The following is an 18,962-nucleotide window of genomic DNA, read 5'->3' on the forward strand; positions in this document are numbered from 1 at the left end:
ATCTCTGAAAAGGAGCGTCAAATCGGTGGATTATATCATTGAAATGCTTAATATACGCAAGGAGTTTCCCGGAATCGTCGCCAATGATGACGTCACGCTTCAAGTGAAAAAAGGCGAAATACACGCCCTTCTCGGTGAAAACGGCGCCGGAAAATCGACACTCATGAACGTTTTATTCGGCCTGTATCAGCCGGAAAAAGGCGAGATCCGGGTGCGGGGCGAACGCGTTCACATCAACAGCCCGAACAGAGCTAACGATCTCGGCATCGGGATGGTGCACCAGCATTTTATGCTTGTGGATACCTTTACCGTCTCAGAAAATATCATTCTCGGAAAAGAGCCGAAAACTTTCGGCCGAATTGACAGACAGCGCGCCGCCCGGGACGTGCGCGATATTTCCGACCGTTACGGCCTGCACATTGATCCTGAAGCCAAAGTTGCCGATATTTCCGTCGGTATGCAGCAGCGGGCGGAAATATTAAAGACCCTCTACCGGGGCGCCGACATTCTCATTTTTGACGAGCCGACCGCGGTGCTGACCCCGCACGAAATTCAAGAACTGATTCAGATTATGAAAAATCTTGTCAATGAAGGAAAATCAATCATCCTCATCACCCACAAATTAAAAGAGATTATGGAAGTCTGCGACCGTGTCACCATCATCCGGAAAGGAAAAGGCATTACAACACTCGATGTCGCACATACGGATCAAGATGAACTGGCAAGCCTTATGGTCGGACGCGAAGTGTCATTCAAGACGGATAAACAAGCGGCCGATCCGAAACAAGAAGTGCTTTCACTTTCTGATGTAACGGTTAAGGACGCGCGCGGCGTTGAGGCGGTCAAACAGCTCTCCCTCTCAGTCAGAGCCGGTGAAATCGTCGGCATTGCGGGCGTTGACGGAAACGGCCAGTCTGAATTAATTGAAGCCATTACAGGTCTCAGAAAAACGAATGCCGGCACGATCACGTTAAAGGGCAAACAGCTGCAAAACATGCCGCCCAGGAAAGTCACTGAAGCCGGCATCGGGCATATTCCGCAGGACAGGCATAAACACGGGCTCGTCCTTGATTTTCCGATCGGAGAAAATATCGTGCTGCAAAGTTATTACCAAAAGCCCTACTCTTCTTTCGGCATATTAAATAAACACACGATTTATGACAAAGCGCGAAGCCTGATTGAAGAATACGACGTCAGAACACCTGATGAATATACGCCTGCGCGCGCTCTCTCCGGGGGGAATCAGCAAAAGGCCATTATCGGCCGGGAAGTGGACAGAAATCCGGATCTTTTAATTGCGGCCCAGCCGACGCGGGGACTCGATGTCGGCGCGATTGAATTCGTCCATAAAAAGATCATTGAGCAGCGTGACGCCGGTAAAGCGGTGCTTCTGTTATCTTTTGAACTTGATGAAATAATGAATCTCAGCGATCGCATCGCCGTCATCTTTGAAGGCAGCATCATCGCAAACGTCAATCCGCTTGAAACAAACGAGCAGGAGCTCGGACTTTTAATGGCGGGAAGTAAGCAAATGGAGGCGGGGAAAACACATGATTAATCGACTTTCTCATCTGGCTGTGCCGCTGATTGCGATCATCCTTGGGTTAGCTGCGGGTGCGGTCATCATGCTCGCCAGCGGCTACAATGTCGTAAGCGGGTATTCGGCTCTTTGGAGCGGCATTTTCGGAGAAGTGTATTACATCGGGGAATCGATCCGCCAGATTACGCCATATATTTTGTCCGGATTGGCCGTGGCATTCGCATTTCGGACCGGCCTGTTTAATATCGGGGTTGAAGGACAGCTCCTTGTCGGCTGGACCGCCGCGGTGTGGGTCGGCGCTTCCTTTGACGCCCCCGCTTACATCCACCTTCCGCTTTCGTTATTGGCGGCTGCGGTTGCGGGCGGCATTTGGGGCCTGATTCCCGGATTTTTAAAAGCCCGTTTTTTTGTCCACGAAGTGATTGTCACGATCATGATGAATTATATCGCTCTTCATTTAACCAATTATCTCATTTCCGATGTTATGACGGACCACCGGGACAAAACAGACAAAATTCATGAAAGCGCGTCGCTCCGCTCGCCGTTTTTAGAGCAGATGACAGATTACTCCCGCCTTCACTGGGGCATTCTGATCGCTCTGTTTGCGGCAGTCCTCATGTGGTTTATCATTCATAAAACAAAAAGCGGATTTGAATTCCGGGCTGTCGGCTTTAACCAGCACGCCGCACAATACGCCGGAATGAGCGTCAGAAAAAATATGATGTACGCCATGATGATTTCCGGCGCCTTCGCGGGGCTTGCCGGCGCGATGGAAGGACTCGGAACCTTTCAATACGCGGCGGTTAAGGGCGCCTTTACCGGCGTCGGCTTCGACGGCATTGCGGTTGCGCTTCTCGGCGGCAGCACGGCAATCGGCGTTGTTCTGGCGGCATGTCTTCTCGGCGGCCTTAAAGTCGGGGCATTAAATATGCCGATTGAATCCGGGGTGCCTTCTGAAGTCGTTGACATCGTCATCGCCATTATTATTTTGTTTGTGGCATCAAGCTACGCCATCCGTCTCATCCTTGATAAATTGAAGAAAAAGGGGGCGAAGTAAGTGGACTTCCTGCAGATTTTATCCATTATTGTCCCGGCAACACTCGTATATGCGGCTCCGCTTATTTTAACCGCTCTCGGCGGCGTGTTTTCTGAAAGATCGGGAGTTGTCAACATCGGTCTTGAAGGACTGATGATTATCGGCGCCTTTACAAGCGTCATGTTCAACTTATTTTTCGGACGCGAGCTTGGCGCCGCCGCTCCTTGGCTCGCCTTGGCTGCGGCTATGATTGCCGGCGGACTGTTCTCACTGATTCACGCGGCCGCCGCGGTTTCTTTCCGCGCCGATCAGACGGTAACCGGTGTGGCGATCAATATGCTCGCGTTAGGAGCGACACTGTTTATCGTCAAGCTGATCTACGGAAAGGCGCAGACTGATAAAATCCCGGAGCCCTTTTACAAAACGAACATTCCCGGGTTAAGCGATATTCCGGTTTTAGGAAAGATTTTCTTTTCCGACGTATATTATACGTCGATTTTAGCCATCGTACTGGCCTTTGTTTCCTGGTTTATTTTATTCAAAACGCCGTTCGGCCTCCGCATCCGTTCTGTCGGGGAACATCCGATGGCGGCCGATACGATGGGAATCAACGTGTTCGGCATGCGCTATATCGGCGTCATGATCAGCGGGCTGTTCGGCGGGCTCGGCGGCGGTGTATATGCTTCCACGATCGCGCTTGATTTCACGCACTCCACCATTTCCGGGCAAGGCTTTATCGCTCTCGCCGCGCTGGTTTTCGGCAAATGGCATCCGATCGGCGCGCTCGGGGCTGCGCTGTTCTTCGGATTTGCACAGAGTTTGAGCATTATCGGCTCGCTTTTGCCCCTGTTCAAAGACATTCCGAATGTATACATGCTGATGGCTCCTTACATTCTGACCATTCTCGCGCTTGCCGGCTTCATCGGCCGCGCGGATGCGCCTAAAGCCAACGGCATCCCTTACATTAAAGGAAAACGCTGATTGCCACAAAAAAAAGAGTTCCGCACCCTGGTGCCGGAACTCTTTTCATCTATATACGATTCTGATATACTCACGCGGCTGAAACGGTGTTTGCATTGATTCAGCCGCACTCAGCTTTTCTTCCGCGTATTCCGCACCGAGAAAAAAACGCTCCCATTCATCTGCCTCCGTCTGCTGCCGCGTTTTGCAGAAATCGTCCGCTATGAATGTTCCTGCAATAATAGAACAAAATATTCCAATACAGGCCGCCGCCTTTCTCTTCATCTGACCAGCTCCTTTTTTAAAAGCTTGATCTGAAAGATAAATGTATATACAAAGATCAGGATATTTGATAAATTTATTTTGGGTTCAAAAGACCACAAAAACACAGAGAGGAATACATTATGCCGTAGCAGGGTAAAAAAAAGTGCGATATAATTTGTACTGGGTCCTATGACCGTGAATTGATTAATTCACTCTTACATAAAGCAGTTGCTTGATGAAAAAACAAGCAAAGGAGGTCTTCTGTTGCAGCTGTTACATTTCGCGATTTTGGCGCCTTTTTTATTTGCATTTATCGTTCCCTTTCTTTATAAACGGGTAAAACAAGTCCATACAGGCTGGTTTGTGCTGATAGTGCCCGTTGTGCTGTTTGTTTACTTTATCAGCAAGCTCCCTGTAACAATGGCTGGGGAAACCGTCCGATATGCGGCCGAATGGATTCCGTCCCTCGGTATTAACTATACCGTTTATCTTGACGGACTCGGGCTGTTATTCGCTTTATTGATTACGGGCATCGGCTCTTTGGTGACGCTTTACAGTATTTTTTACTTATCGAAGGACAAAGAAAAGCTCGGCCCCTTTTATGTGTACCTGCTGATGTTTATGGGCGCGATGCTCGGCGTTGTGCTCGTCGATAACGTTATCGTGCTTTATATGTTCTGGGAGCTGACAAGCCTGTCATCCTTCTTATTAATCGGGTATTGGCATAAGCGGAAGAAATCACGCTACGGTGCGGAAAAGTCACTGCTGATTACCGTCGGCGGCGGGCTGTGCATGCTCGGCGGCTTTATCCTGCTGTATCTGATGACGGATTCTTTCAGTATCAGGGAAATGGTCAACCAGGTGCATATTATCGCAGGCCATCCGTTCTTTATTCCGGCGATGGTTCTCCTGTTATTGGGGGCCTTTACGAAATCAGCGCAGTTTCCGTTTTATATCTGGCTGCCTGATGCCATGGAGGCGCCGACTCCTGTCAGCGCCTATCTGCACTCGGCTACAATGGTGAAAGCGGGCATTTATCTGATTGCCAGATTCAGTCCGGTTTTTGCATTTTCACCCGTCTGGTTTTGGACGGTTGCCTCAGTCGGTCTGATCACGATGGTATGGGCTTCCTTTAATGCGATGAAACAAACCGATTTAAAAGCGATTCTGGCATTTTCCACAGTCAGCCAGCTCGGTATGATTGTATCGATGCTCGGCGCAGGAGCCGCCGCGCTTCATTACCAGCATTCAGAGTATTTTACGGCGGCTGTCACCGCGGCTGTGTTTCACTTAATTAACCATGCTACTTTTAAAGGAAGTTTATTTATGGCGGTCGGCATTATCGACCATGAAACGGGAACACGGGACATCCGCAGGCTCGGCGGACTGATGGCGCTTATGCCGGTAACGTTCACCGTTTCACTGATCGGAACGTTTTCCATGGCGGGCCTCCCTCCGTTTAACGGCTTTTTAAGTAAAGAAATGTTCTTTACAAGTATGCTGCGGATTGCTCATGCAGATATTTTCAGTCTTGATACGTGGGGCGTGCTGTTCCCCGTTCTCGCATGGATCGGGAGCGTCTTCACTTTCATCTACAGCATGAAGCTGTTTTTCAGAACGTTCAGCGGCGCGCGCAAACCTGATCAGCTTGAAAAGACGCCGCATGAAGCACCGCTCGGCATGCTGATTTCGCCGGTGATTCTTGCCGCTTGCGCCGTCAGTCTGTTTTTTGCACCGAACGTTTTGTCTTACAGCCTGATTGAACCGGCGATGAACTCCATTTATCCGGCTCTGTTAACCGGCGGAGATACATTCCATGTCCATATTTCCCAGTGGCACGGGGTGACGGCTGAGGTAATGATGACCCTCGGCATCATCATTGTCGGCACGATCGGTTACGTAACGCTGTCTAAATGGGAGCGTTTGTACGGTCTGTTTCCGAAAAAACTGACGCTGAACAAGCTTTACGATGCGGTGACGGGCAGTATGGAAAAAAGATCTTACCAGCTGACGTCATCTTATATGACCGGATTTTTGCGGGATTATCTGCTGTATATCTTTGCGGCGTTTATCATTCTCATCGGAACGGCGTTCGTCACAAAAGGCGGCTTTTCCATGACAGCGAAAGGCATGGCTGAAATCGGCCTTTATGAAATCGTGCTGTCCCTCGTTATGGTGAGCGCAACGATTGCGACTGTGTTCGCCAAATCGCGGCTGACGGCCATTATCTCACTCGGTGTTGTCGGGTACACACTCGCGCTGTTTTTCGTGATTTTCAGAGCGCCCGATCTGGCGCTCACGCAGCTCGTCATTGAGACGATATCGGTCGCCTTGTTTCTTCTTTGTTTTTACCATCTGCCGAAAATGCGGCGGAAAAAGAAGACAAGAACATTCCGGATGACGAATTTTATCATTTCTCTCGGTGTCGGCGTCATCGTGACAATGCTCGGAATCGCGTCTTCCAGCGAAAAAACAAAAGACAGCATCTCCTCCTTTTTCACCGCTTACAGCCATAAGCTCGGGGGAGGAAACAATATCGTCAACGTCATCCTCGTTGATTTCAGGGGATTTGATACGATGTTTGAAATCACGGTGCTGTCGATTGCCGCACTCGGGATTTACGGCATGATCAGAACAAAAGTAAAAGAGGAGGGAGAAGAGCGTTGAGACAGCAAAACACAAACGACATCATCCTTCAGACGGCAACGAAGCTTGTATCTTTTATCATTCTGCTTTTCTCTTTCTATTTATTTTTATCGGGGCATAACGCTCCCGGCGGAGGATTTGTCGGCGGACTGATTACGTCTTCGGCCATCGTGCTGTTGCTTTTGGCCTTTGATTTAAAAACCGTCAAATCGATTTTGCCCGTCAATTTTATTTATGTGGCGGGCGCGGGTCTGCTTATCGCGATTGCAACGGGTGCAGGTTCGTTCTTATTCGGAGCACCCTTTCTCACCCATACATTCGGCCATTTTCATCTCCCGGTGCTTGGGAATACGGAGCTTGCGACGGCCACTTTGTTTGATTTAGGTGTGTATCTCGTTGTTGTCGGCGTGACGATGACCATTATTCAAACGATTGGAGAGGAAGAATAATGGAAATCTTAATGTCTGTCATTGCCGGTATTTTGTTTATGGCGGCAACCTACCTGCTGCTTTCTAAAAGTCTGCTGCGCGTGATTATCGGCACCGCGCTATTAAGCCACGGCGTCCATTTGCTGCTCCTGACCATGGGCGGACTGAAAAAAGGCGCTCCTCCCATACTGGGCGGAAAAAGCACGTCGTTTGTCGATCCGCTGCCGCAGGCACTCATACTGACGGCGATCGTTATTTCGTTCGGCGTCACGTCCTTCCTGCTTGTGATGGCGTTTCGCGCCTATCAGGAACTGAAAACGGACGATATGGATCGAATGAGGGGAAATGATCAACATGAATAACTTTGTGATATTGCCTATTCTGGTGCCGCTGCTTGCCGCAGTGCTGCTGATTTTTATGAACAGACACGTGATGCTGATGCGGATATTCAGCACTGCCGCTTCCTGTGTCTCCATCGTCATCAGCGCCGCTCTCGTTCAGACGGTTTTCACACACGGGATTCAGACGCTGACACTCGGCGGCTGGAAAGCGCCGTACGGCATTGTGCTCGCCGCGGATCAGCTTGCCGCACTGCTTGTTTTGACAACCGCCATAATCGGGCTGCTCGTCACCCTGTACTCCTTCCGCTCCATCGGAGAAAAAAGGGAGCGCGCTTTCTATTATTCAGGGGTGCAGTTTCTTCTGGCCGGCGTAAGCGGAGCGTTTTTGACGGGTGACCTGTTCAACATGTACGTCTTTTTTGAGCTTCTGCTTATCGCGTCCTACATGCTGATCGTGCTTGGCGGAACGAAAATTCAATTAAGAGAATCATTGAAGTATATCGTGTTTAACATTGTGTCATCCGCGTTTTTTGTCATCGGCGTCGGTTACTTATATGCGGTGACGGGCACGCTGAATATGGCTGATCTAAGCGTAAAAATAAGTGAATCGGGCCAGACCGGGCTGATCACCGTCATCGGCGTCCTTCTTCTCGTCGTTTTCGGTTTAAAGGGCGGGATATTCCCGCTGTATTTCTGGATGCCGGGCTCTTATTACGCCCCGCCGGCTGCGATTTCGGCCTTATTCGGGTCTCTTTTGACGAAAGTCGGCCTGTACGCCATTTTAAGAGTATTCACCCTGATCTTTATTCACGATACGGGCTTTACCCACCAATTGATGATGTGGCTTGCGATGCTGACGGTGCTATTCGGCGTCATCGGATCTATCGCCTTTTCGGATGTCATGAAAATCGTCATCTACAATATTATTACAGCCGTCGGCGTGATTTTGTTCGGCATTGCCATGAACACGCCGGCCTCCATTCAAGGAGCGGTTTATTACTTGATTCACGATATGCTGATTAAAGGAGCGCTGTTTATGCTCGCCGGCACGCTTATCGCTTTGACAGGCACTGCCAGCCTGCATAAAATGGGCGGACTGATCACCCGTTATCCCGTTTTGGGATGGATGTTCTTTATCTCAGCCATATCTCTGGCCGGCATCCCGCCGTTCAGCGGATTTGTGGGCAAGCTGAAGATCGCGGAAGGCGGGTTCGATAAGGGGGAAACTTTGTTTTCCGTATTGATTCTCTTATCAAGCCTGCTTGTGCTCTATTCCGTGCTGAAGGTTTTTACGACGGCTTTTTGGGGAGAAGAAAAAGAAATTCCCGGCGCAGGCGGACGGTCCGCAAAAGGACTTCTTTATCCGGCAGCCGCTTTTCTCCTTTTGTCGCTTCTGTTCGGGCTCGGAACCGAATGGGTTTCACCGTATGTCAATCAGACGGCTGAGAATCTGCTGAATCCGGAAAAATACATTGAAGCTGTTTTGAAGGAGTAGATGGCATGGCTTTTCAACTATTATTAAATGTTCTTCTCGCTGTTTGCTGGATGTTTCTCACAAACAGCCTCAGCGCCGGGGGTTTTATGACCGGATTTATCGCGGGCTTGGCGGCGCTGTTTTTTTTCCGGCGCTTCTTCTCGCGCCCGTTTTACATTTGGAAAATATGGTCAGTCATCAAACTGGCGCTGATCTTTATAAAGGAATTATATTTGGCCAATGTCAGCGTACTGAAAACCGTTATATCGCCGAAACTGAACATCCGCCCGGGCATTTTCGCGTTTAAGACGGAATTGACGGAGGATTGGGAGATCACGCTGCTCTCGCTGTTAATCACTTTAACACCGGGTACGCTCGTGATGGATATCTCCGATGACCGGTCGATTCTCTATATACACGCCATGGACATTGAAGATGCGGAGAAAGCGATCCATGACATCCGCGTCTCTTTTGAAAAAGCCATTCAGGAGGTGAGCCGCTGATGTTTACGTTTATTCTGCAATTATCACTCGGCATTATGGCGGTTTCGACTCTTCTGTACGTCATTCGCGTCATAAAAGGGCCTACGATACCGGACCGGGTCGTCGCGCTTGATGGGATCGGCATTAATCTGATTGCCATGACCGCGCTTGTATCCATTCTCTTAAACACATCGGCCTTTTTGGACATCATTCTGCTGCTCGGCATTTTATCGTTTATCGGCACGATTGCCTTTGCTAAGTTTTTGGAGAAAGGAGAGATTATCGAAAATGATCGAAATCGTTAAATGGGCCGTCGCCGTTTGTATTCTGATGGGATCGCTGATCTGCCTGGTCGCGTCTTTCGGCACACTCAGGCTTCCTGATGTTTATACGCGCGCCCACGCCTCTTCAAAAGGCTCGACACTCGGCGTTAATTTGGTATTGCTCGGGGTGTTAGGCTACTTGTGGATGCTGACCGGAGAAATTTCTGTAAAAATACTGCTCGGCATCATTTTTATCCTGCTGACGGCGCCGGTCGGAGCGCACCTCATATGCAGGGCCGCGTACAATTCGGGAGCGGCGCTTGATAAAAGAAGCGTACAGGATGATTACAAAGGGATCAGAAACTTTGTGATCAAACGAAAAGAAGATTCATATTTGTAAAAACAAACAGCCGGACGATTCAGGGTTCCGGCTGTTTGTTTATTTTGTTATAACAGCCAGCGTGCAGCGGGAAACACAGATCAGCCTTTCCCGTTCATCGAAAATGTTAATCTCGTACACAATGGTTGCCCTGCCTGTGTGAACGGGTTTCGCAATCGCCGTGACCGTCCCGCCCTCTTTCACGGATTTTAAATGATTGGCATTAATCTCAAGCCCGACACACGCCTGGTTCGACCGGTCGATAAAATGCTGGGCCCCGACACTAGCAACAGTCTCCGCCAGCGCTGCTGACGCGCCACCATGCAGATATCCGAAAGGCTGCACCGTCCTCTTATCCACCGGCATCACCGCCACGCATCTCTCCGGTGTGTTTTCAGTGATTTCAATACCGAGTGCGCCGAGCAATGTATTGTTCAGATTCATAGGTCATTCTCCCTTCAAGATTTATAGTACGTTATCTGACTTGGCGATCAGCACCGCTTCAGTTCGGGAGCCGACATTCAGCTTGTTAAAAATGGATGTCAGGCTGTATTCAATTGACCGCTTGCTTAAGTGAAGCGCATCTGCGATTTCCTGATTGGTCAAACCTTTTTCGACCTCTTGGAGAATATGTCGCTCTCTCGGGGTTAACCGATCCTGCTCACTTTGAGGGGAAGAAGACGTTTTTGTTTTTTGCTGGGTCATCAGCTGTTTGAAATAGGAGAAATCAACTAAAATCTGTCCGTTGAGCACGTGATATATGTATTGCATGATTTTCTCTTTAGATTCGGTTTTGCTGATGGCGCCATGCAGGCCCGCGCGGATGGATTCTTCAAAATAATCTTCAACCTCATAGCCTGTGTAGACAATGATTTTACAGAGAGGATTCTCTTTTAAGATTTTCTTGGAAAGCTCTATGCCGCTGATGTCATCACCCAGATTTAAATCCATTAATATGAGATCGTAAGCTGAAAAATCATGCCGGAGAACGAATTGTTCACTGGCATCAGGACTGAGGCAATCGACAGAAAGATTCGTGTCCGTTTCCAGAATCGTCTTGGTGCCCTCCATGACAGCCGGATGATCATCAATCACTAGTATCTTTTTCATGGTTTCCTCCCTTTTACTCACTCATTTCCATTTTATTAAAAAGACTTGGCTTCTGCCAAGTCGATTTGGTGATAAATTGGTTACAATTCCATTTCAATATCTACTTTAAAACCGTTTCCTTCACTTGTGTCGATTTTCATCCGTCCGTCAAGCGCACGGACGCGCTCCTTAATACCCGAAAGACCCATGCTCATCGACTGCCCGCCGCCTTCTTCCTGATTGCATCCGACACCGTCGTCTTCATAATGCAGAATCACTTTATTTTGAATGCTGATCAGCATAATCAGCACCTCATTCGCCTGTGAATGTTTCATGGCGTTCGAAAGAAATTCCTGAATAATGCGGTACAAATTCAGCTGCGTATCCAAATCCAGCGCCGCCGTAAACCGGCCCGTATTCAGACGGATATGAAACGGCGCACGCTCCTGCTGCTGTGCGGCAAGCTTGGATACCGCCTTGACCAGGCCCAAATCATACAGCAGCTGAGGCCGAAGCTCATGGCACGTCTCCCGGGTCATCAAAATGACATCGGACATCTGCTCATTCATCTGATGAAGCTTGTCCTGCACCTCTAACTGGCAAGGCTCCTCTTTCTTAAAATCGGCCAGAAACAGCTCACACTGGCGCTTCAAAGAAATCAAGTCCTGCAGCACTGAATCATGCAGATCACGGGCCAAATCCGAACGCTGCTTTTCCTCGATCGTAAACATCAGCTTTTTTAGCCAGACCGGGTTTGAGCCTTGTTGTTTTAGATCTTGTAAATGGTTCATGAGTTCTTCGATCTGCAATATGTTTTCCATCGAAACACTTGTATAAAAAGACAATGTCTTTAACCAAGATATCTCATCTCTTGTCAGTCTCGGAGTATTAATGCTCGACAAACAAAGCAGAACGTATGAGTTTGCCCCTCTTTCTCCAATCTTCATCAGAAAACCTTGATTTACTTCAATAATCTTTCCAATCTCTGATGTGACTTTAACAAATTCTTTTTTATACGGCTGCCAGTTCGGTTCACTGTTCTGTTTATCAAAATACAGAATGTCTCCGTCAGAATTGATTTCAAATATATAAGCTTTACTAACAGGCAAGACGTCCAAAATAGTCTTTTTCAAATTCATAAACACTTGATTTAAAGCTGATACGCTTTTAAGAAGCTGTGTATATTTATAAATGCTGTCTTGATAATTATATTTTTCTGAAAAACGTTTCAGGCGGAATTTGTAGTCTAATAACTCCTTAATATAAAATACCGCTAAAAAAATCAAAAATACATATACAGTGATTTGAATAATGTTAAAGTTATTCCCCTTGCTGTCGAATAATATATTCAGCCAAACAACTCCAATAGTCGGAACAATGGAAAGGAAACCATAGTACCTGATTCTGCCTAACAAAAAATCTATATCATAGATTTTATTGACCACGAATTGGTAGACTAACGCTAACGGAATAATAATTATAAACGGTGACGTCACTATAGCAGAATAAATATACCGTCCGAACAATACCTCAGGTATAATATAAAAAACTGTAAAAGGGAAAAAAGCTATGGTGTTAGATATAAGTAACACTTTCAACAAATAAAAGTGATCCTTTTTTCTATAGACTAGTCCATAAAAAATAATAACCGTGTAAACAACCATCATTTCCAAAAAAAATGTTCCTAAATTAATATTCGTAACAAGTTGAAAAGCAAAATGGTTTTGGAATATCTCAATTATTATATTAATAACCGGCAAAATATATAAAGCAGACACAACATAACCAGATGAAAACTTTATTTTTAATTCTTTAAAATATTGATAAAGAAAGTGATAGTATAGTACAGGTACATTCAAAAACGTAAAAAGGTTAATATATCTGTTTATTTCATACCCTCTAGTTACTCCACCTGCGCTTAAATAAGCAATAGATGTAAATAATAAAAAGATAATTAAAATATAGGCTGAATAAGTATCTTTTACTCTGTTAACTTTATAAATGTAAAAAATACACAACAAGCTTAAAGCAAACAATATGCACGGGATAATATAAATAAAAAAGCTATAAGAGCTGTTCAAGGAAATAAATTCCGTATTATGTAGGTCTATTTTATGGTTATCCCTTATAATTTTCATATGTTCAGCTTTCGCTAGATATTGACCTTTTATATTCTCTTCTGTCGGTATTTTTCCGCTTATTTCAATTATCCTGTCTCCCTCTTTTAAGCCCATATATTTACCATACGTAGACTTGGAGAGTTTTACAACCTGTAATTCATGGTTATTGTTTTCAACCACATAGGTTCCTACCAAAATTCCGTTTTGAGTAAAATATATAATATGAGCAACGTAAAAGAGACTGACGAATAACAATACAATCGAAAAATTTCTAATGAATTTTTTCAATAAATCTCACTCTCTCAATCATTGTTCCCAAAAAATTCCCCTACATCTTTTTGATTGACTTAAATCTCTTTCAAAAATCTCAACAATGGCAGGTAACAGTTTATCCGGAACTCCTATTAAACTAGCTTCCCCACACGCTAACTTTGTAAGTACAAGTGGATTTTCCATAAGATAATGTACGATATCTTGCTTCACTGTAATTTCCTCCGTTAAAGTTCTAACATTATATTTAAATCTTTTATACTTGTCGTAATTTCTTCCTCGTACATTTTAATTAACATTGAAATATACTGGCTAACTCCTGCATCAAATAGCAGGTCTTCAAAGCTTTTTTTATTATCAATGAGGAATGAATGATAACTTGCTTCTGCATTCATTAAATCCAAGATTTTTTCTGAAGCAGCATTAAATCTTCGCTTTAGATACAACAGAATTAATGTTTTTCTTCCCTTTTTGATATCACTACGATTTTTATTAAAAAGACCATAATAATCATTTTCAATCTGTTTAACAATTCCAATTTTATAAGAATAATTCTCAATTTCTTCGTTAAACTCCCCATTTGCAAGCATTGTTCCTAATACAGCTGACATTGCAGTAAGCGAGCCTGATTTTTGCTTAATCATTTGAAGACATTCATCTTCAGTTTCAGGAAAATTTCTCAGATCATTATGCTGACCTTGCATTGCATTTAAGGCATATTTCATAGCAAACCGGGGAAAATCGGAGTTCGTTTTAAGCTCACAAATCACTTGAAGACTTATTGAATAAAGAGAAGTGGCTGCATTTAATGAGATAGATTGATCTACCTTCATCCATTCCTTATCCAAGTTATCTTCATCCTCTATATCGTCAAAAATATCAAAAGCTAAAATTAACAATTCAATTCCTGAAGCTAATAACGTAATATCCGAATAATGTTTACCATCGAAAGCCATATAATGCTTAAATGCAAGAACGCCAAAAGCAAAATTATTTTTTTCATTTATAAAAGTCTGAAGAGTGTCTTTTAAATGTGGATTGTTTATTTTCTCCCTAACAATTTCCTTCATCTTCTCTTTAATCGTTTCGGCATCTAAACACATTTGCTCAATAATTGTCTTCACCCTCCCATTCTATTTTACTAAATGCAGGTGATGAAAGACAGCAGGTTTTTCGTTTTTTAACAATCGTATAATACTTTATCCATGAAATGGATAAAAAATGCACAAAAAAAAGACTTGTTTCCAAGTCTTTTTAAGAAATTTTCATTGCATATGAGAATTTATCGAGCTGATCAATGCTTTTGTTAATGTTTCGTAATGAGTCGGTTGTTTCTCTGATATCATTTTCAAGTCGGAATAATAATTGCTTTACTTCTTCTAATTTGTTTTCCACCGTTTCCACACTCCTTTTTTTGAAAGATCAATGAATTGTGTATGGTGAACGAGTCCTAGGTATTTGATCTGTTACTAATAGTGTAAACGTTTTTGCGGGATTTTTCACCGAAAAGTATGTGTAAAAGTATCTGCGTGACACCGCAAACCGTGGTAATTCCATAGTCCCGAATGGAGCATTTAGCGAACAGGACTATATAACTACCAGAAAGGCAGACGTTTAGGATGAAGCAGACCAATCTGGCGGTTCTGCTGTTTTTTTAACGGTTTTCCGACAAACCGGCAAGGACTATAGTCCCTGCCGTCGCAATTTCAAAACAGAATGGGCGAACAGCGTCGCATAACCACCGACAAACACCGAAAAGACCGCAACCCCCGCATTGTGGTCTTTTTGCATGTCATAACTCGTTATCATGCCGCCTATACTCTATAACGAATGTTTTCTCAGGAAGGAGGCCGCCGTATGCATTATGTGTATCCATGCTGTCCTGTTTTCGCCGCGCCATACCGGCATCCTGCGCCCAGTGCCCCGGTTCACGCAGATATTTTGACAGCGTCCGCAAAAGAGGCTGCGGGCATGCTGGAGGATGCGCGCCTGCTCCTTGCGCGGCTGTCGGCGTCAAAAGAGCTTGCGCGCCGCATTCTCACCGCAGCGCAATCATCTGACACCGCAGCGGTCAAGCGGCTCATTAAGCAGACCGGCATCAAAAATGACTTTGACGTGACGTATAATCCCGACGGCATCCGTGTCAGTCTGATCAGAGAGCAAAGCCGGTTTACCATCGCCCTCAGGTGGTCGGCTTAAAGCGGCTCAATCCACGATCAGCTGCCGGCACCATTCGATCGCCTGTAAGTAACATTCATACGCTTCTTCTTTGTTCAGTTCTTTTCCCCACTCGTCACAGTCCCAGTTGTTGCATTCAATGGCTTTGACGAACGCGAGCATCTTATAATAATCGTTTTCATAACCGAGCAGCGCCTGTCCGACTTCATCGATTAAAGGCAGTTCTTTGATGATATCCTCCAGCTCCCTGTGGAGAAGCGTATCGATGAGCGAAAACATGCCGATCAGCATGTAAGAAGAGGGCTGGGGCCTTCCGGTTCTTTTCGCCAGCAGTTCGCACAGTTTGGCCCTGATTAAGGAAATCTTAATGATTTCTTTTTGGCTTGAGTGGCTTTTCGCCGTTAAATCTCTGAATGAAAGAATGTAAATCAAGCGCTTAATCTCATTCAGCCCAAGCATCATGATGGCCTGCTGGATGCTGTCTATCTTTTTTTTCAGCCTTGTTTGCGATCCGTTTAAAAAACGCAGAATCTGATACGATAAGCTGACGTCCCGCTCTATGTATTCCGTCACGCGCTGTATATTGGGCTGGTCATTGTTTAATTCGCTTAAAAGCTGGTAGTAAGAATGAAAATGAAACGTCAGATCATTTCCGCTGATGACACGCGGTTCACTGAAAAAATATCCTTGAAACAGGTGAAAGCCGTCTATGGCCGCCTGTTTATAATCTTTTCTCGTCTCCACTTTCTCCGCTAAATAAATCAGACTTTTACAGCTGTACGTCTGAATGATTTTTTTGCGCTCCAGACGCGAGGATTGCAAAAAGTCGATTTTTAAAATATCAATATATTTCATCAGCTGTTCCACTAACTCTTCATTTTCCGGATTGATGGCGTAAAAATCATCAAGTGCTAATGTATATCCTAATTTCTTCAGCTGTCTGCATCTTGAGATGAGTGCCGGAGTGATCGGTATGTCCTCAAGAATTTCGATAATAAGCTGGTCAGGATCAAAGGAGGTAGGGAGATCTGAAAACATCAGGCTTTCTGTAAAATTCACAAAGCAGCGTTTCCCCTCAGTCAGCTTTTCGATTCCGATGTTGATAAAGCTGTTAATAATGAGATCCGTCGTAGCTTTATCTCCGTCAGCGGCCGAATAACGGTTCTCTTCGCTCTCCCGGTAAAGAAGTTCATAAGCAACAACCTGTTCGTTTCTGTTGAAGATAGGCTGTCTCGCAACAAACACCTTCATTCATTTACCCCCTTAGATGCGGCCTTCGAACATAAGTATATCAAATAACTTGACGAAATTTGTCTAAATGTGAAAAATATTATCACAACAAAAAGGCCTTTCCAGAGAAAGGAAAGGCCGCTTTGTCTTCTATTCAAGTTCCCGTTTCAGCTTGCTTTTGATTTCATGAATCCGCTGCATCTTGTTGCTCCAGCAGTCTTCGCTTAAATCGACCGGATATTCTTCCGGCTTGCTGATCCGTTTGTATTCCTCCCACAGAAGTTTGAGGTTATCCTGCACGTATTGCTGGATGTCGGTAATTTCGGGATTATCATAGCATAAAACGCCGTTTTCAAAAATCGGCTCATGAAGGTCTTTCGCATAGAAATCAGTGACGAATTTGCTGACGAACGTGTGGACGGGATGGAACATTTTTAAGCGTTTCTGATCATTTACCCGCTCGTCATAAAGCGCGATATAATCACCTTCCGAGTGGTGATTCAGCTTGTTGATAATCCGGTATACTCTCTTTCTTCCCGGCGTTGTCACTTTTTCAGGGTTTGACGAAATTTTAATGGTGTCGGTCAGTTTGCCGTCCTCTTCAATGGCGACAAGCTTGTAAACCGCGCCGAGAGCCGGCTGATCGTATGCGGTAATCAGCTTCGTGCCGATGCCCCACGTATCGATTTTCGCTCCTTGCGATTTCAGATTTAATATCGTGTGCTCATCAAGATCGCTTGAAGCAATGACCTTTGCGTCTGTGAAACCCGCTTCATCAAGCATTTCACGCGCTTTTTTTGACAGGTACGCCAAGTCCCCGCTATCCAGGCGGATGCCGATGAAGTTGATCCGGTCGCCGAATTCCTTTGCGACTTTAATCGCATTCGGCATGCCCGAACGGATCGTATCGTACGTATCTACGAGAAATACGCAGTCTTTGTGGGTCTCCGCATATTTCTTAAATGCCGTATATTCATCGCGGTACGCTTGTACGAGCGCATGAGCGTGCGTGCCGGATACCGGTATATTAAAACGCTTTCCGGCTCTTACATTACTCGTCGCGCTGAAGCCGCCGATCAAAGCCGCTCTCGCTCCCCACATAGCCGCATCCATTTCATGGGCGCGCCGCGTTCCGAATTCGAGGGCGTCTTCGTCACCGACAACGCCTTTAATGCGGGCCGCTTTCGTGGCGATTAATGTTTGGTAATTCACAATGTTAAGCAGAGCCGTCTCAATCAGCTGGGCTTCGATCAGGGGCGCTTCGACCCGCATAATCGGTTCGTTGTTAAAAACGAGCTCGCCTTCTTTCATGCTGTAAAGAGATCCGGTAAAAGAAAGATCCCGTAAATAATCAATGAAATCATCAGCATAGTGCAATTCCGTTTTTAAATAATTCAGATCGCTGTCGGTAAATTTGAAGTTCTCCAAGTATTCGATTGCTTTTTCTAAGCCCGCAAATACCGCATAGCCGTTTTCAAAGGGAAGCTTTCTGAAAAAAAGCTCAAAAATTGCTTTTTTCTCATGAATGCCGTCTCTCCAGTACGTTTCGGCCATATTAATTTGATAAAGATCTGTATGTAAAGACAAACTGTCGTCTTTAAAACCATGCTCCACCAAAATTGTTTTCCCCTTCCTTACTCTGCCACTTGCGCTCCGATGCTGTTCTTAAAATGGGACAGGGCCCATTCATGCCCTTCCGGATTAAAGCTGGCCACAGCGTTTTGATGAATGACGATCTGAAAGCCCTTGTTGTAGGCGTCAACCGCCGTGTGAAGAACGCAGATGTCCGTGCACAGGCCCGCAAGATGCAGCTCAGTGATCTGCCGTTCCCGCAGTTTCAGCTCTAAATCCGTTCCCGCAAAAGCAGAATATCTCGTTTTTTCCATATAATTTACGTTTTTTGCGTGTTTATGTTTCTCATAAAGAGGCGATAGCCTTCCGTACAGCTCTTTGCCCTCCGTGCCGTTGATATTATGCGGAGGAAACAGGCGTGTCTCGGGATGAAAGTCATCGTCTGCATCATGCGAATCAACCGCAAAGACAACGTAATCACCGTTTTCTATAAATGCTTGCGTCAAACTGACAATCGTATCTTCAATCTGTCTCGCGGGTTCTCCGCAGGTTAATGCCCCGTTCTCTGCTGCAAAATCATTCGTATAATCAATGCATATAAATGCTTTTTTCATAGCCGGCCTCCCCGCCATTCATATGAAAACCATTATATCCTATCTCCACTTGTAAGTGAATTGGCATTGTAAAATG

21 protein-coding genes are annotated in these 18,962 nt (G+C 45.5%); 11 read left to right on the top strand and 10 right to left on the bottom strand.

The annotated features are described in order from the left end of the window. Positions 1-25 precede the first annotated feature (25 nt). Genes NYE36_RS16045 through nupQ form a run of 3 tightly spaced genes read left to right on the top strand, consistent with a single transcriptional unit; the run spans position 26 to position 3,557 of the window. Complete coding sequence (locus tag NYE36_RS16045) at positions 26-1,558, top strand: ABC transporter ATP-binding protein (protein ID WP_043020760.1); 1,533 nt, start codon at positions 26-28, stop codon at positions 1,556-1,558. After that, positions 1,551-2,597 carry an ABC transporter permease gene (locus tag NYE36_RS16050; protein ID WP_047936075.1) on the top strand — a complete coding sequence of 349 codons (1,047 nt, stop codon included), beginning with the start codon at positions 1,551-1,553 and terminating at the stop codon, positions 2,595-2,597. The genes NYE36_RS16045 and NYE36_RS16050 overlap by 8 nt, the downstream gene beginning before the upstream one ends. Further along, positions 2,598-3,557 carry a guanosine ABC transporter permease NupQ gene (gene nupQ / locus NYE36_RS16055; RefSeq protein WP_003152071.1) on the top strand — a complete coding sequence of 320 codons (960 nt, stop codon included), beginning with the start codon at positions 2,598-2,600 and terminating at the stop codon, positions 3,555-3,557. Positions 3,558-3,602: 45 nt separating this feature from the next. Here nupQ and NYE36_RS16060 read toward each other — a convergent pair whose 3' ends face one another. Continuing rightward, the gene (locus NYE36_RS16060) at positions 3,603-3,821 is read right to left on the bottom strand and encodes a hypothetical protein (RefSeq protein WP_047936077.1); all 219 of its coding nucleotides are present in this window, start codon (positions 3,819-3,821) and stop codon (positions 3,603-3,605) included. A gap of 243 nt (positions 3,822-4,064) precedes the next feature. Here NYE36_RS16060 and NYE36_RS16065 point away from each other — a divergent pair, with 243 nt between their 5' ends. The 7 genes from NYE36_RS16065 to mnhG are packed head-to-tail and all read left to right on the top strand — an operon-like array spanning position 4,065 to position 9,834. Then, the gene (locus NYE36_RS16065; RefSeq protein WP_061047115.1) at positions 4,065-6,467 is read left to right on the top strand and encodes a Na+/H+ antiporter subunit A; all 2,403 of its coding nucleotides are present in this window, start codon (positions 4,065-4,067) and stop codon (positions 6,465-6,467) included. Continuing rightward, on the top strand, positions 6,464-6,895 hold the full coding sequence (locus tag NYE36_RS16070; protein WP_007408670.1) for a Na(+)/H(+) antiporter subunit B: 432 nt from the start codon (positions 6,464-6,466) through the stop codon (positions 6,893-6,895). Before NYE36_RS16065 ends, NYE36_RS16070 begins: the two co-directional genes overlap by 4 nt. After that, positions 6,895-7,236 carry a Na(+)/H(+) antiporter subunit C gene (locus tag NYE36_RS16075; protein WP_003152063.1) on the top strand — a complete coding sequence of 114 codons (342 nt, stop codon included), beginning with the start codon at positions 6,895-6,897 and terminating at the stop codon, positions 7,234-7,236. The genes NYE36_RS16070 and NYE36_RS16075 overlap by 1 nt, the downstream gene beginning before the upstream one ends. Further along, positions 7,229-8,710: a Na+/H+ antiporter subunit D gene (locus NYE36_RS16080; RefSeq protein WP_007408671.1), complete on the top strand. Its 1,482-nt coding sequence runs from the start codon at positions 7,229-7,231 to the stop codon at positions 8,708-8,710. Before NYE36_RS16075 ends, NYE36_RS16080 begins: the two co-directional genes overlap by 8 nt. A 5-nt stretch (positions 8,711-8,715) precedes the next feature. Then, a complete protein-coding gene (locus NYE36_RS16085) occupies positions 8,716-9,192 on the top strand; it encodes a Na+/H+ antiporter subunit E (RefSeq protein ID WP_007613428.1) in 477 nt (158 codons plus the stop codon). Continuing rightward, positions 9,192-9,476 (top strand): Na(+)/H(+) antiporter subunit F1, encoded by a 285-nt coding sequence (locus NYE36_RS16090; protein ID WP_012118311.1) that lies wholly within the window; start codon positions 9,192-9,194, stop codon positions 9,474-9,476. Before NYE36_RS16085 ends, NYE36_RS16090 begins: the two co-directional genes overlap by 1 nt. Then, positions 9,460-9,834 carry a monovalent cation/H(+) antiporter subunit G gene (gene mnhG / locus NYE36_RS16095; protein WP_003152056.1) on the top strand — a complete coding sequence of 125 codons (375 nt, stop codon included), beginning with the start codon at positions 9,460-9,462 and terminating at the stop codon, positions 9,832-9,834. The genes NYE36_RS16090 and mnhG overlap by 17 nt, the downstream gene beginning before the upstream one ends. Positions 9,835-9,873: 39 nt before the next feature. On the opposite strand, the gene NYE36_RS16100 is transcribed toward mnhG, so the two are convergent. From NYE36_RS16100 to degQ, 6 genes are all read right to left on the bottom strand, one after another. Then, on the bottom strand, positions 9,874-10,257 hold the full coding sequence (locus NYE36_RS16100) for a hotdog fold thioesterase (protein ID WP_012118312.1): 384 nt from the start codon (positions 10,255-10,257) through the stop codon (positions 9,874-9,876). Between the two features lie 21 nt (positions 10,258-10,278). Beyond that, entirely contained in the window at positions 10,279-10,923 is a 645-nt protein-coding gene (locus NYE36_RS16105; protein WP_003152052.1) for a response regulator transcription factor, read from the bottom strand. A gap of 80 nt (positions 10,924-11,003) precedes the next feature. Beyond that, positions 11,004-13,310, bottom strand: coding sequence for a sensor histidine kinase (locus NYE36_RS16110; RefSeq protein WP_094032817.1), 2,307 nt, complete (start codon positions 13,308-13,310; stop codon positions 11,004-11,006). An 18-nt stretch (positions 13,311-13,328) separates the two neighbouring features. Continuing rightward, positions 13,329-13,505 (bottom strand): competence pheromone ComX, encoded by a 177-nt coding sequence (gene comX / locus NYE36_RS16115; protein ID WP_015240484.1) that lies wholly within the window; start codon positions 13,503-13,505, stop codon positions 13,329-13,331. Between the two features lie 14 nt (positions 13,506-13,519). Beyond that, positions 13,520-14,395, bottom strand: a complete 876-nt coding sequence (locus NYE36_RS16120; protein ID WP_025285191.1) for a polyprenyl synthetase family protein — start codon at positions 14,393-14,395, stop codon at positions 13,520-13,522. Positions 14,396-14,546: 151 nt separating this feature from the next. Beyond that, complete coding sequence (degQ, locus tag NYE36_RS16125) at positions 14,547-14,687, bottom strand: degradation enzyme regulation protein DegQ (RefSeq protein ID WP_003152043.1); 141 nt, start codon at positions 14,685-14,687, stop codon at positions 14,547-14,549. Between the two features lie 462 nt (positions 14,688-15,149). Between degQ and NYE36_RS16130 the strand changes: the two genes are divergently transcribed. Further along, positions 15,150-15,491: a hypothetical protein gene (locus tag NYE36_RS16130; RefSeq protein ID WP_007408677.1), complete on the top strand. Its 342-nt coding sequence runs from the start codon at positions 15,150-15,152 to the stop codon at positions 15,489-15,491. Between the two features lie 6 nt (positions 15,492-15,497). Here the strand turns inward: NYE36_RS16130 and NYE36_RS16135 are convergent, their stop codons facing one another. The 3 genes from NYE36_RS16135 to NYE36_RS16145 form a co-directional block, all read right to left on the bottom strand. Then, entirely contained in the window at positions 15,498-16,721 is a 1,224-nt protein-coding gene (locus NYE36_RS16135; protein ID WP_007408678.1) for an EAL and HDOD domain-containing protein, read from the bottom strand. Positions 16,722-16,850: 129 nt separating this feature from the next. Then, positions 16,851-18,317 carry a nicotinate phosphoribosyltransferase gene (locus NYE36_RS16140; protein WP_014305722.1) on the bottom strand — a complete coding sequence of 489 codons (1,467 nt, stop codon included), beginning with the start codon at positions 18,315-18,317 and terminating at the stop codon, positions 16,851-16,853. A 17-nt stretch (positions 18,318-18,334) separates the two neighbouring features. Then, positions 18,335-18,886, bottom strand: coding sequence for an isochorismatase family cysteine hydrolase (locus NYE36_RS16145; protein ID WP_003152033.1), 552 nt, complete (start codon positions 18,884-18,886; stop codon positions 18,335-18,337). Between the last annotated feature and the right edge of the window lie 76 nt (positions 18,887-18,962).

Source organism: Bacillus sp. FSL R5-0593 (genome assembly GCF_038603755.1).
Taxonomy (GTDB): domain Bacteria; phylum Bacillota; class Bacilli; order Bacillales; family Bacillaceae; genus Bacillus; species Bacillus velezensis.